The 13,198-nt window shown below is 59.2% G+C and carries 11 protein-coding genes; 9 read left to right on the top strand and 2 right to left on the bottom strand.

Features of this window, described 5'->3' with window-relative positions:
* Positions 1 to 40: 40 nt before the first annotated feature.
* Entirely contained in the window at positions 41 to 1,387 is a 1,347-nt protein-coding gene (locus tag LUU92_RS07015; RefSeq protein WP_092241254.1) for a spinster family MFS transporter, read from the bottom strand.
* 251 nt (positions 1,388 to 1,638) lie between these two features.
* Here LUU92_RS07015 and LUU92_RS07010 point away from each other — a divergent pair, with 251 nt between their 5' ends.
* The 3 genes from LUU92_RS07010 to LUU92_RS07000 all read left to right on the top strand — a co-directional run bounded on the left by LUU92_RS07010 (position 1,639) and on the right by LUU92_RS07000 (position 6,790).
* Entirely contained in the window at positions 1,639 to 2,004 is a 366-nt protein-coding gene (locus LUU92_RS07010; RefSeq protein ID WP_071488855.1) for a YkgJ family cysteine cluster protein, read from the top strand.
* A 139-nt stretch (positions 2,005 to 2,143) separates the two neighbouring features.
* On the top strand, positions 2,144 to 4,408 hold the full coding sequence (locus LUU92_RS07005; protein ID WP_071488854.1) for a putative bifunctional diguanylate cyclase/phosphodiesterase: 2,265 nt from the start codon (positions 2,144 to 2,146) through the stop codon (positions 4,406 to 4,408).
* A 204-nt stretch (positions 4,409 to 4,612) separates the two neighbouring features.
* Complete coding sequence (locus LUU92_RS07000; protein ID WP_071488853.1) at positions 4,613 to 6,790, top strand: hypothetical protein; 2,178 nt, start codon at positions 4,613 to 4,615, stop codon at positions 6,788 to 6,790.
* 288 nt (positions 6,791 to 7,078) lie between these two features.
* On the opposite strand, the gene LUU92_RS06995 is transcribed toward LUU92_RS07000, so the two are convergent.
* On the bottom strand, positions 7,079 to 7,384 hold the full coding sequence (locus LUU92_RS06995) for a DUF2288 domain-containing protein (protein ID WP_016970387.1): 306 nt from the start codon (positions 7,382 to 7,384) through the stop codon (positions 7,079 to 7,081).
* Between the two features lie 341 nt (positions 7,385 to 7,725).
* On the opposite strand from LUU92_RS06995, the gene LUU92_RS06990 reads away from it, so the two are divergent.
* From LUU92_RS06990 to LUU92_RS06965, 6 genes are all read left to right on the top strand, one after another.
* Positions 7,726 to 8,853, top strand: a complete 1,128-nt coding sequence (locus LUU92_RS06990; protein ID WP_058425228.1) for a branched-chain amino acid ABC transporter substrate-binding protein — start codon at positions 7,726 to 7,728, stop codon at positions 8,851 to 8,853.
* Positions 8,854 to 9,082: 229 nt separating this feature from the next.
* On the top strand, positions 9,083 to 10,006 hold the full coding sequence (gene livH, locus LUU92_RS06985; RefSeq protein WP_071488852.1) for a high-affinity branched-chain amino acid ABC transporter permease LivH: 924 nt from the start codon (positions 9,083 to 9,085) through the stop codon (positions 10,004 to 10,006).
* Positions 10,003 to 11,256 carry a high-affinity branched-chain amino acid ABC transporter permease LivM gene (locus tag LUU92_RS06980; RefSeq protein WP_058425230.1) on the top strand — a complete coding sequence of 418 codons (1,254 nt, stop codon included), beginning with the start codon at positions 10,003 to 10,005 and terminating at the stop codon, positions 11,254 to 11,256. Before livH ends, LUU92_RS06980 begins: the two co-directional genes overlap by 4 nt.
* The gene (gene livG, locus LUU92_RS06975) at positions 11,253 to 12,020 is read left to right on the top strand and encodes a high-affinity branched-chain amino acid ABC transporter ATP-binding protein LivG (RefSeq protein ID WP_016975067.1); all 768 of its coding nucleotides are present in this window, start codon (positions 11,253 to 11,255) and stop codon (positions 12,018 to 12,020) included. The genes LUU92_RS06980 and livG overlap by 4 nt, the downstream gene beginning before the upstream one ends.
* Position 12,021: 1 nt before the next feature.
* Entirely contained in the window at positions 12,022 to 12,723 is a 702-nt protein-coding gene (locus LUU92_RS06970) for an ABC transporter ATP-binding protein (RefSeq protein ID WP_017844798.1), read from the top strand.
* A 162-nt stretch (positions 12,724 to 12,885) separates the two neighbouring features.
* On the top strand, positions 12,886 to 13,182 hold the full coding sequence (locus LUU92_RS06965) for a BufA1 family periplasmic bufferin-type metallophore (RefSeq protein ID WP_071488851.1): 297 nt from the start codon (positions 12,886 to 12,888) through the stop codon (positions 13,180 to 13,182).
* The last annotated feature ends 16 nt before the right edge of the window (positions 13,183 to 13,198 follow it).

The following is a 13,198-nucleotide window of genomic DNA, read 5'->3' as shown; positions in this document are numbered from 1 at the left end:
ATGTGGGAGGGGGCTTGCCCCCGATGGCGTCACCTCACTATCAGGCCGTTGCAGCAGCAGCCGGCACCTCAACCGTCCCCAACCCATCCTTCATCCGCTTGGAATCGCGCACAAAACTGCGCGACGCCTGGAACAGGAACAGCATGGTCAGGAACAACGCCACCGGAATCAGGTACATGGCATCGTGCAATCCCACCGCCTTGTAAGCCTCGGTCATCTGCTGCGCCCCCGCTGCATACATCGCCGAATGGGCAAAGTAGTCAGATAAGCCACCCACCACGATCGGCCCCATCCCGCCGCCCAGCAAATACAAGCCTGCGAAGAACAGCGCCATCGCCGTGGCCCGCAGGCGCGGCTCGACCACGTCCTGGATCGCTGTGTACACGCAGGTGTAGAAGTTGTAGGCAAACAACCAGCCCACGCTGAACAGCGCCACGAACACACCAATCTCGATGCGCCCGGCGTGCAAAGCCCACGCGGTGGTCACGGTAGAGATGATCAGACTGAACGCCGCAAACAAGAGACGGCCATTGGCGACCCGCTGATGGATCTTGTCGGCAACCCAGCCGCCCAGGGTCAGGCCCACCAGGCCGGTCAGGCCGACGATCACGCCGGTGGCGACCGCGGCGTCCTGCAAGGGCATCAGGAAGTAACGCTGCAACATCGGCACCAGGAACGAATTGCAGGCGTAGGTGGCGAAGTTGAAGCACAACCCCGCCAACACCAGCCACAGGAAGGTCGGCACCGCCAGCACGCGACGGATCGGGCGGTCGACACGCTCCTGGGAAACCTGCACGGTTTCTGCCGCGCCGCGCTTGGGCTCCTTGATATAGAACATGAACACCGCCAGGATCAGCCCCGGCACAGCGGCGATAAAGAACGGAGCGCGCCAGCTGTCGAACGCCTTGACCATCCAGCCGATGGTGAAGAATGCCAGCAGCAACCCCAACGGCAGGCCCAGCATGAAAATCCCCATGGCCCGCGCACGGCGGTGTGCCGGGAACAGATCGCCAATCAGCGAGTTGGCGGCCGGCGCATAGCTGGCCTCACCAATACCGATGCCCATGCGCACCAGCAGAAACGTCCAGAAACTGCCGACCAGGCCATTGACCGCCGTCAGCCCGCTCCAGGCGAACAGGCCCCAGCCCATCAGTTTGCTGCGTGAGCCGGTGTCGGCCAGCCGCCCGAGCGGTAGCCCGGCAATCGCATAGACGATGGTGAAGGCGGTGCCGATAATGCCGAGCTGAAAGTCGCTCAGGTGCCATTCCATGCGGATTGGCTCGATGATAATCGCCGGGATGGTGCGGTCGAAGAAGTTGAACAGGTTGGCGAGGAACAGCAGGAACAGAATGCGCCAGGCATTCGCCGCTTGGGTCGAGTTCTGCATGGGTCCGTCTCTTTTATTGTTATGAGAGCTGCGATGCCCGATGCATCCTGCCCGGTACCTGCAACATAGTCAGGCAGGGCCCGGTTGTCTGTAATGATTCGTAAAGCTGATAGGGCATGATTTCGCCCGGCAACACGGGACTTTCCCCACAAAAATATAAGTGCGCGCCCCCCTTCCCAACGGCCATGGCACGGATAGAATGGCGAGCCTTCCGTAGCATCCCCAACCTACTTTTCTTATTGATGACGCCCATGTCCGAAGCCAGTCCGTGTCTGAATTGCGGTGCCTGCTGTTCACACTTTCGTGTGTCTTTCTTCTGGGGTGAGTGCGCCTCGTCGGGGGGCACGGTGCCCGATGACCTGGTGGTGCAGATCAACCCGACCCGCGTTGCAATGATCGGCACCGACCAGAAACCCGCGCGCTGCTGCAGCCTTGAGGGCGAAGTGGGCCAAGGCACCCGTTGCACGATCTACGAACAACGCTCAAGCGTGTGCCGTGAGTTCGAGTCCTCGTGGTACGAGGGCGTGCACAACGCCGATTGTGATGCAGCCCGTGCCGCCTTTGGCCTGGCACCGCTGGAACAGCCTTTGGAACTGGCGTTGCCGATCAGCGCTTAGCATCAAACGCTATGGACGGCATGCCAAAATCGTAGAAAAGCAAAATGCCATTACTCCTTGCGAATTCTCCTATGCTTCTATACTCGACCTCATAGGTCATCGCCTCAGGCAGTGACGTGACTCTATGACGGGACATGCTATGGAATGGCTAGGTCTGCATTTTTTTACCGAGCTTCCAAAGAGCGGGCACTTATTACTCAATTGCAGTCATAACCCCTTTCTGGTGCTGCTCGCCTATCTGGTCGCTTGCGCGGCCGGCTTCGGTACGCTGGACATGGCCGAACGTGTCGGCCATGTCGAGGACGCTACCGCCAGACGTCATTGGCGCTGGCTCGGCGCCGGTTGCCTGGCAGGCGGGATCTGGTCCACCCATTTCATCAGCATGCTGGCCTTCCAGGCCCCCATCGCAATCCACTACGAATTATTGATAACGTTTGCTTCGCTGTTGATTGCGTTGGTCGCCTCGTTGTTCGCCATGCAAACCCTCAGTCATTCCAACCTGCGTTTCCACCAGTACCTGCTGGCGTCGGTGTGGATGGGCATCGGCATCGCATTGATGCACTACGTCGGCATGTCTGCCATGCGCTCACAGGCCCAGGTCTATTTCGAGTCCGGACTGTTCATGGCCTCGGTGGGCATCGCCATCGGTGCCAGCCTGGCTGCGCTGCTGCTGTCGAGCTACCTGCGTACCGGCGCCGGCGTGTTCCATCAACTGCTCAAGTACGCTGCCAGCCTGGTACTCGGCGCCGGGATCCTGAGCATGCACTTTACCGGCATGGCGGCCATGCAACTCATCGTTCCCACCGGGGCCGACCTTTCGTTACCCCTGGATAACAACCCCATTCAACTGGGCCTGTCGGTGGCCGTCATCACCCTGCTGGTGATCGGCAGCAGCATCAGCGCCGCCCTGGCGGACAAGAAACTGCAGCACAAGGAACGCGACCTGCGGCGGGTCAACGCCCTGCTCAGCGAACTGGACCAGGCCCGAGCATCGCTGCAACAGGTGGCGCATTACGACGCCCTCACCAGCCTGCTCAATCGCCGCGGCTTCAACCAGATCTTTGCGGAGAAGCTCGCCGAAAAAACCGCGTCCAACGGCATGATGGCGGTGATCTTCCTCGATATCGACCACTTCAAGCGCATCAATGACAGCCTCGGGCATGACGCCGGCGACCAGTTGCTCACCGTGCTGGCCGGGCATATCAAGGGTTCGGTACGCAGCCACGCGGATGTGGTGGCGCGCTTTGGCGGCGATGAATTCTGCATCCTGATCAGCATCCACCACCGCGACGAAGCGCGGCACCTGGCCCAACGCATCATGCAGCAGATGAAAGAACCCATCGAACTGGCCGGCCGGCGCATGGTGATGACCACCAGTATTGGCATCAGCCTGTTCCCCGACGATGGCCTGACCTGCGAAGAGCTGCTGAAAACCGCCGACCTGGCGCTGTACCAGTCCAAGGACGCCGGGCGTAACAACCTGAATTTCTTCAGTTCCAACCTGAAGACCCGCGCGTTCCTCGAACTGCAACTGGAGGAAGAACTGCGCAGCGCCCTGCGCACCCGCAACCAACTGGTGTTGTTCTATCAACCGATCTTTGACATGAAACTCGGCAAGGTCACACGCCTGGAAGCCTTGGTGCGCTGGCAGCATCCCCAGCATGGGTTGCTGGCGCCGGACCGGTTTATCGGTATCGCAGAAAGCAACGGGCTGATTGCCGAACTGGACCACTGGGTATTGCGCCAGGCCTGTCATGACCTGAGCCTGCTGTCTGACCGGGGCTACACCGATCTGACCATGGCGGTGAACTGCTCGGCCCTGAACCTGGCCCGTGACGAGCTGGCGGACGAAATCGAAGACGCCTTGCGCTTCAGTGGCATCGGCGCGAACCGCCTGGAACTGGAAGTCACCGAAAATGCACTGATGGGCAACATCAGCAGTACCCTGGCGTTACTGCGGCAAATCCGCGCGCTGGGCGTATCGCTGGCCATAGACGATTTTGGTACCGGCTACTCTTCCCTTGCCTACCTCAAGCGCCTGCCACTCAACACGTTGAAGATCGACCGCTCGTTTATCCAGGATATTCCCAGGTCCACCGCCGATATCGAGATTGTCCAGGCGGTTATAGGCATGGCCCATACCCTGCACCTGGAGGTCGTGACCGAAGGCGTGGAAACCCAGGCCCAGTTCGAGGTGCTGCTCAAGCATGGCTGCGATTTCGTCCAGGGTTACCTGCTGAGCCCGGCGGTGCCGGCCAGTGACATCGTTGGTGTGATGCAAGGCATCAACATGCGTAACCCGCTACACACAACCGGTACGCTGGCCGCCAAAGACATCAGTGCACCGAAAGAACCTGCCCCGGGTCGCGGTGGGTCCACGTCCATCGTCAGGCCAATTCGCTGACGCCGAATTTTTGGCATTTCGCCATCATTTGCCTAAAGAACCCCGACGAACGGCCGATTCATCAGAGTCCGGCCGTGTTCCCCCTGAAATCACAGGGGTAAAACCCAATCGTCCAGGACAAGGACGCACTGTAAAGTCGCGAACACCCATTCCGTGATGGCCCCTTGATCTGTTTCAGCCATCCGCCCAGGCACATGGCGCACAATGACTTCTAAAAATAACTCTGCCACCGTGGTATCCGACGTATTGCTCCCAGCGCCTGCGGACACACCCCCAGGTTCAAAGTCATTGAGCACCGCCCGCCCGCTGGCCACCCAGCAATACCTGTACTTCACCGAAACCAATACCGACCGCATCCTCGACAACCTCGACGGCCTGCGCGACATGGTGTTCCCGCGCCCGCCCCACCTGGAAGGCGACAGCGACCCGCGCAACGAACAGGAATTCCCCTCGGTGTGCCTGATCGGCCTGGGCCGCTGCGGTTCGAACATCGCGCTGGACGTCGCGGAACTGGTGTACAACGCGCGCAAGTTCTACCTGAACGAATTCAGCAACGAAGATAAGTCACAGGACAAGGGTTACAGCCCGGCCCAGTGGATCCGCAACAACCTGCGCCTGGGCAGCGGCAAGGCCAGCAAACCGGTATTCCTCGTCGAGCCGCTGGTGATGCTGGGCGACCTGGACAAGGACATCGCCGGACGTATCCGCTTCTCGCGCAAGGGCGAGAAAAGCGGTTTCCTGCGCGACTACAGCAAGATGAAAATCATGGACCTGTCGGAAGTCCATGCTGGTGGCGCCGGTAACGCGCCAATCCTCGGCCAGTACCTGGCCAAGATCATCCTGAACAAAGACACCCAGCGTTTTTCCAGCCCCGACTGGAAGATGATCCACTCGTACCTGATCGACTCCTGCGGTATCAAGGCCAACCAGTCGCGCCTGTACTTCTCGATCTTCAGCGCCGGCGGCGGCACGGGTTCAGGCATGGCCTCGGAATTCGGCCTGGCCCAGCAACACTCGTACATGAACAAGACCTTCGACACCAAGCCCGCCGATGAGCACGACAGCAAGAGCGGTCACGCCTTTGTGTTCGAGCCGATCTTCACCAGCGGCATCTGCGTGCTGCCGAACATTTCCGACCACCGCAGCGAAATGTCCGAGGCGCTGCACATCAACGCCGGGCGACTGCTGTGCAAATACCTGTCGGAAGAATGGGATTTCTCGTACAACTTCGCCAATGAAGACAGCAGCGAAGCCAGCGTGAAGGGACGGATCCGGCCGTGGAACGCGATGATGCTGATCTCCAATGACATCATGCGTTATGCCGAAGAAAGCGATGACGGCAATATCCAGAACATTGACGTCAATGCCATGGAAAAACACGCCAACCAGTATATTTCCCAGCAGATCTTCAACATCCTCACTGCCCAGGCCGTGACCACCGACTACGACCAGAACTACTTCCGGCGCGCCGGCATCGACATCGGCGAAACCATTCGCCTGGATGCCAACGACCTGTTCATGAGCCTGGCCGGCCCGGTGGCGATTGCCTACGCCGAGTCCGTGGTCCCGGAAACCCCGGCGCCGTCGAACGACAAGTTCAAGGTGTTCGAGAAAGAGCCGCAGCGCCTGAACATCGACGATCTGTTCTTCCGTTCCATCGACCTGCCGCATTTCAACAAGGTCACCCAGGCCATCGAAGGCATCAGCCTGTTGCCGATCGAATCCAAGCGCTACAAGGCGTCCCTGGAACAGTACAAGAACTCTGGCTACGACGCCGCCGCGCTGCATGACCTGCACTTCTTCAAGAACTGCTCGTCGGTGGTCTCGATTGTGTCGCTGCCCAAGGACTACAAGCTGTCCTACATGGACCTGAATCGGCTCAAGACCCACCTCAACAGCCTGTTCCCCAACACCACGCTCAAGCGCTACGCCCTGGTGATCGGCGCCTCGGCCAACCTGTCGTTGACCACCCTGATCGCCAAGAGCCCGTGCCTGTCGGATGATTTCCTCACGTTGATCGTGGCCTTCATCAAACGCTGTTTTGCGCGCAACCCTTATCGCTTCGATGACACGCTGGATAACTCGATCCTGGACTTCATCATCCACGAGGACTTCGACGAAGATCGTATCGACGAGTTGCTCAACGAGTTCGAGAACCCGGCGAAGATCCTCGATACCAACTGGTACGCGATCAAGCCGATGTATGAGAAGAAGTACCGCGAGCTGATCAACGACAAAGAGAAGTTCGTGTCGATCAATGACATTCGCCTGTCACGGGATTGCGTGAAGAAGGCGATCAAGTACCTGCGTGAGATCTACCGCCACCGGATTGGCAAGACCAAGGTTATCTCCTTGAACAACCATACCGGCAAGACGGCTTAGACCGAGGCGCGCCCATCGCAGGCAAGCCAGCTCCCACACTTGGAATGCATTTCAAATGTGGGAGCTGGCTTGCCTGCGATGACGGCCTGTATTGCAAAAAAATGTATAGCCTTGCCACACCACGAAACAATTCTGCAGCCGTTTAGCCACCCGCCCAACTGTTCCCGTGACGCGCACGTCACCCTCGGCTGTGACCTTTCTCTACGGCAAGATGCCATCACCGCCTCAGCGGTTACTCCGCTACACACTTACCGCGGCAAAAAAGACGCACCTTTTTCGTGCGGGCTTTTATTGCGCCGCCCTTTCCTGGATCAGAATCCACGGCGAAACCACCACCGCCCACAGGCTCGGATCGCGCTCCACCAGGTCCAGCGCCCGCGTCGCAGACACTTCGCCAAGGCTACCTGCGGCCAGCCAGGCAGCGACTTTGTCGCGGTTATCCTCGGCCATGCCTTCGGCCGCTTCGATCAAATCCAGGCCAGCGTCGACCCACAATAGGGCACCCTTGGCAAAGAACGGCTCAAGCTCCTTCCAGGAAATTTCGGCAGTTTCACCGAGCAGCTTGGCATAGAGGGTGCTAGGTTCTTGCGTCATGGGAGTTCACCTGAATAAAAAATCGGCGCAATCATAACGTCGAGCGTCAGGCAGAAAAACCCAGTTGCAAATGCGTCATCGATTGAAAGGGTCAGGAAAGCCAAGGATTGCCCGAAACTCTGGCATCACCCCGCCGCAATTCTGTCTTTTTCTTTCATTTAAGCGACATACCCGGGTTTTGCCCCCAGCAGCCAGCTTTTCAAGCGATCAACCGGCGCTCTACACTGTACCGGTACAGTTGCCAGGGCACTGCCGGGGGGATATCCGAGATATCTGATCCGGTTCTGCAGCTCACAAGGCCGCTAGAACTATAAAAAATACAACAGTAAGAGTGGAGCACTATGAATAAGGCTACTAAGCAGATTTCCAAACTGTTTGCCGCTATGGTCCTGGCTGGGGTTGCCGGCCATTCGTTCGCAGCCGACACCATCAAGATCGGTATCGCAGGTCCGAAAACCGGTCCTGTGACGCAATACGGCGACATGCAATTCATGGGTGCCAAGCAAGCCATCGCCGACATCAACGCCAAGGGCGGCGTCGACGGCAAAATGCTTGAAGCCAAGGAATACGACGACGCTTGCGATCCTAAACAAGCCGTTGCCGTGGCCAACAAAGTGGTCAACGACGGCGTCAAGTTCGTGGTCGGCCACCTCTGCTCCAGCTCCACTCAGCCAGCCTCCGACATCTATGAAGACGAAGGCGTGATCATGATCACCCCGGCTGCCACCAGCCCGGAAATCACTTCCCGTGGTTACAAACTGGTCTTCCGCACCATCGGCCTGGACAGCGCCCAAGGCCCTGCGGCCGGTAACTACATCGCCGACCACGTGAAGCCAAAAGTCGTTGCGGTCATTCACGACAAACAGCAGTACGGTGAAGGCATCGCCACCGCCGTTAAACAGACCCTCGAGAAGAAAGGCGTGAAAGTTGCCCTCTTCGAAGGCATCAACGCCGGCGACAAAGACTTCGGTTCGCTCATTCAGAAGCTCAAGCAAGCCAACGTCGACTTCGTCTACTACGGCGGCTACCACCCTGAGCTGGGCCTGATCCTGCGCCAAGCCAAGGAAAAAGGCGTGAACGCCAAGTTCATGGGCCCGGAAGGTGTCGGCAACGACTCCATCTCGCAAATCGCCCAGAACGCTTCCGAAGGCCTGCTGGTTACCTTGCCAAAGTCGTTCGACACCGATCCGGCCAACAAGGCCATCGTTGAAGAGTTCACCAAGAACAAGCAGGACCCAACCGGTCCGTTCGTGTTCCCGGCCTACTCGGCTGTTGAAGTCATCGCCGGCGGTATCGCTGCCGCGAAGTCCGAAGACACCGCCAAAGTGGCTGCGGCCATCCACGCAGGCACCTTCAAGACCCCAACCGGCGACCTGAGCTTCGACGCCAAGGGCGACTTGAAGGACTTCAAGTTCGTGGTCTACGAATGGCACTTCGGTAAACCAAAAACCGAAGTTTCCCCTCAGTAAGCCAGGCGTTACTGGTCCAACAAGCCCACTGTGAGAGCAGTGGGCTTTGTTTTACGAGGTTTATGGGCCTGACACCCGCGATCCGGGCGCTGGCTCACCTGAAAATCTTAAAACCGTCACCAGCGGTTCGCTGGCAAACGCTTTGTGCAAATGTGCTCACAGAACACAGCACGGGGCCGGAACATGACTCCACCAGTGAAATGCGTATCGGGTTTTTAGGAGCGCTGTAATGCCTGAGATCTATCATTTTTTCCAAACGCTGGTTAACGGCATGACCGTTGGCAGCACCTATGCCTTGATAGCCATTGGCTACACAATGGTTTACGGCATCATTGGAATGATTAACTTCGCCCATGGCGAGGTGTACATGATTGGCTCCTACGTGGCCTTCATCGCCCTTGCCGGGCTGGCCATGCTGGGTATCCACTCCCTGCCGCTGTTGATGACCGCTGCGTTCCTTGCATCGATCGTCGTGACCAGTGCCTATGGCTACAGTATCGAGCGCGTTGCCTACCGTCCCTTGCGTGGCAGCAACCGTTTGATCCCGCTGATTTCCGCCATCGGCATGTCGATTTTCCTGCAGAACACTGTACTGCTGTCCCAGGACTCCAAGGACAAGTCCATTCCCAACCTGATTCCGGGGAGCTTCTCCTTCGGCCCGGGTGGCGCACAAGAAGTGCTGGTTTCGTACATGCAGGTCCTGGTCTTCGTCGTCACCCTGGTGGCGATGCTGGGCCTGACCCTGTTCATCTCCCGCTCCCGTCTGGGGCGTGCCTGCCGGGCCTGCGCCGAAGACATCAAGATGGCCAACCTGTTGGGCATCAACACCAACAACATCATTGCCCTGACCTTCGTGATCGGTGCTGCCCTCGCCGCCGTCGCGGCGGTGCTGCTGAGCATGCAGTACGGCGTGATCAACCCCAACGCCGGTTTCCTGGTAGGCCTCAAGGCTTTCACCGCGGCGGTATTGGGCGGCATCGGCAGTATCCCGGGCGCGATGCTCGGTGGCCTGGTGCTGGGTGTGGCTGAAGCCTTTGGTGCCGATATCTTCGGTGACCAATACAAGGACGTCGTGGCGTTCGGCCTGTTGGTTCTGGTGCTGTTGTTCCGTCCGACCGGCATCCTGGGCCGTCCGGAGGTTGAGAAAGTATGAGCAGATATCTTAAATCGGCGTTTTTCAGCGCCTTGCTGGTATGGGCCGTGGCCTTCCCGGTACTCGGCCTCAAGCTGAGCATTGTCGGCATCAACCTTGAAGTGCATGGCACAGGGCCCGTCACCCTGACCGTCATCGCCCTGTGTTCGGTGCTGATGTTCCTGCGCGTGTTGTTCAGCGATCAGTTCAATGCCTTGCTCAAGAGCAACCGTGGTCCGTTGGTATCGCCCAAGGTCAGCCAATTCCTGACCCTGCCGCGCACCCAACGCTACATCATCATTGCCCTGATCATCGCCGCGTTGATCTGGCCGTTCTTCGGCTCGCGCGGTGCGGTCGATATCGCCACCCTGATCCTTATCTACGTGTTGCTGGGCCTGGGCCTGAACATCGTGGTGGGCCTGGCCGGCCTGCTCGACCTGGGTTACGTGGGCTTCTATGCCGTGGGTGCCTACACCTATGCGCTGCTCTCGCATTACCTGGGCTGGAGCTTCTGGATCTGCCTGCCACTGGCTGGCATGGCGGCGGCGACGTTCGGCTTCCTGCTGGGCTTTCCGGTGCTGCGCCTGCGCGGTGACTACCTGGCGATCGTGACCCTGGGCTTCGGTGAAATCATCCGCCTGTTCCTGCGTAACCTCACCGATATCACCGGTGGCCCCAACGGCATCAGCAGCATCCCCAAGCCAACGTTCTTCGGGCTGTCGTTCGACCGTTCCGCCGCTGAAGGGATGCAGACGTTCCACGAGTACTTCGGGATCGACTACAACCCGGTGAGCAAAGTGGTGTTCCTGTACCTGGTGGCGCTGCTGCTGGCACTGGCCGCCCTGTTCGTGATCAACCGCCTGCTACGCATGCCCATCGGCCGTGCATGGGAAGCGCTGCGCGAAGATGAGATCGCCTGCCGCGCCTTGGGCCTGAACCCGACCATCATCAAGCTCTCCGCCTTTACCCTGGGCGCTGCGTTCGCCGGTTTCGCCGGCAGCTTCTTCGCCGCGCGCCAAGGCCTGGTGACCCCGGAGTCGTTCACCTTTATCGAGTCGGCGATCATCCTCGCCATCGTGGTTCTGGGGGGCATGGGCTCGCAACTGGGCGTGATCCTCGCGGCAATCGTGATGATCCTGCTACCGGAAATGATGCGTGAGTTCAGCGAATACCGCATGTTGATGTTCGGTGCCATGATGGTGCTGATGATGATCTGGCGTCCTCAAGGTTTGCTCCCGATGCAACGCCCACACATGGAGCTGCGCAAATGAGTCGCGAGATCCTGAAAGTTGAAAACTTGAGCATGCGCTTCGGCGGCTTGCTGGCGGTCAACGGCGTGGCCCTGACCGTGAAAGAGAAACAAGTAGTCGCGCTCATCGGCCCCAACGGGGCCGGCAAGACCACGGTGTTCAACTGCCTCACCGGCTTCTACAAGCCGAGCGGTGGCAGCATCCTGCTGGACGGTCAGCCGATCCAGGGCCTGGCCGGTCACGAGATCGCCCGCAAGGGCGTGGTGCGGACCTTCCAGAACGTGCGCTTGTTCAAGGACATGACGGCGGTCGAGAACCTGTTGATCGCCCAGCACCGTCACCTGAACACCAACTTCTTTGCGGGACTGTTCAAGACCCCGGCGTTCCGCAAGAGCGAGCGCGAGGCCATGGAATACGCCGAGTACTGGCTGGACAAGGTCAACCTCACCGAGTTTGCCAACCGCCCTGCTGGCACCCTGGCCTACGGTCAGCAACGTCGCCTGGAAATCGCCCGCTGCATGATGACCCGTCCGCGGATCCTGATGCTCGACGAACCGGCCGCCGGCCTGAACCCCAAGGAAACCGAAGACCTCAAGGCGCTGATCAGCGTGTTGCGTGAAGAGAACAACGCCACGGTGTTGTTGATCGAACACGACATGAAGCTGGTCATGAGCATTTCCGACCACATCGTGGTGATCAACCAGGGTACGCCTTTGGCCGACGGGACACCGGAGCAGATCCGCGACAATCCTGAAGTGATCAAAGCCTATTTGGGGGAAGCGTAAAATGCTGCAATTCGAAAACGTTTCCACTTTCTACGGCAAGATCCAGGCCCTGCACAGCGTCAACGTGGAAGTGCGCCAAGGTGAGATCGTCACGCTGATCGGTGCCAACGGCGCCGGCAAGTCGACCTTGCTGATGACCTTGTGCGGATCGCCCCAGGCCCATAGCGGCAGCATCCGCTACATGGGTGAAGAGCTGGTGGGGCAGCAGTCGTCCCACATCATGCGCAAAAGCATTGCGGTAGTGCCGGAAGGCCGCCGCGTGTTCTCGCGCCTGACGGTCGAAGAAAACCTCGCCATGGGCGGCTTCTTCACCGACAAGGGCGACTACCAGGAGCAGATGGACAAGGTGCTGCACCTGTTCCCTCGGCTCAAGGAACGCTTCAGCCAGCGCGGCGGCACCATGTCCGGCGGCGAGCAGCAAATGCTCGCCATCGGCCGGGCGCTGATGAGCAAGCCCAAGCTGTTGCTGCTGGACGAACCTTCCCTGGGCCTGGCGCCGATCATCATCCAGCAGATCTTCGACATCATCGAACAACTGCGCAAGGACGGTGTGACGGTGTTCCTGGTGGAGCAGAACGCCAACCAGGCCTTGAAGATTGCTGACCGCGCCTATGTGCTGGAAAACGGCCGGGTGGTGATGCAGGGGACGGGCGAGCAGTTGCTGACGGATCCTAAAGTACGTGAGGCGTACCTCGGCGGCTAAGCGAACCGACGCTGAAATGTGGGAGGGGCTTGTTCCCTCCTACTTTTTTTGCGTCGCCTGAAATTATTTTTGGTCGACTTGTAACGGATTCCACCCTGCCGTCTCTAGTGGTACAAGCAGGCACTCTAGCCCGCCAACTCAACCCACTGCTGGAGATACATCATGACGACCAAACTGTCCGCCGCTACCCTTGTCCTGGCCCTCGGTTCCACCCTGAGCCTGTCCGCCCTGACCACCACCGCCCACGCTGCCGACGACATGCAGAAATGCTACGGCGTCGCTGAAGCTGGCAAGAACGATTGCGCCGCGGGCGCCGGCACTTCCTGCGCCGGTACCTCGAAAGTCAAAGACCAGGCCAACGCCTGGAAACTGGTTCCTGCCGGCACCTGCCTCAAAACCCCAAGCTCCACCTCGCCGACCGGTTTCGGCCAGGAAGCTGCCTTCACCGCTAAATCCTGATCCCTCGCAAAACCTG

The organism is Pseudomonas extremorientalis (assembly GCF_024584605.1).
GTDB classification, from domain to species: Bacteria; Pseudomonadota; Gammaproteobacteria; order Pseudomonadales; family Pseudomonadaceae; genus Aquipseudomonas; species Aquipseudomonas extremorientalis.
The sequence above is the reverse complement of the archived record's forward strand: the minus strand, read 5'-3'. Positions and strand labels throughout refer to the sequence as shown.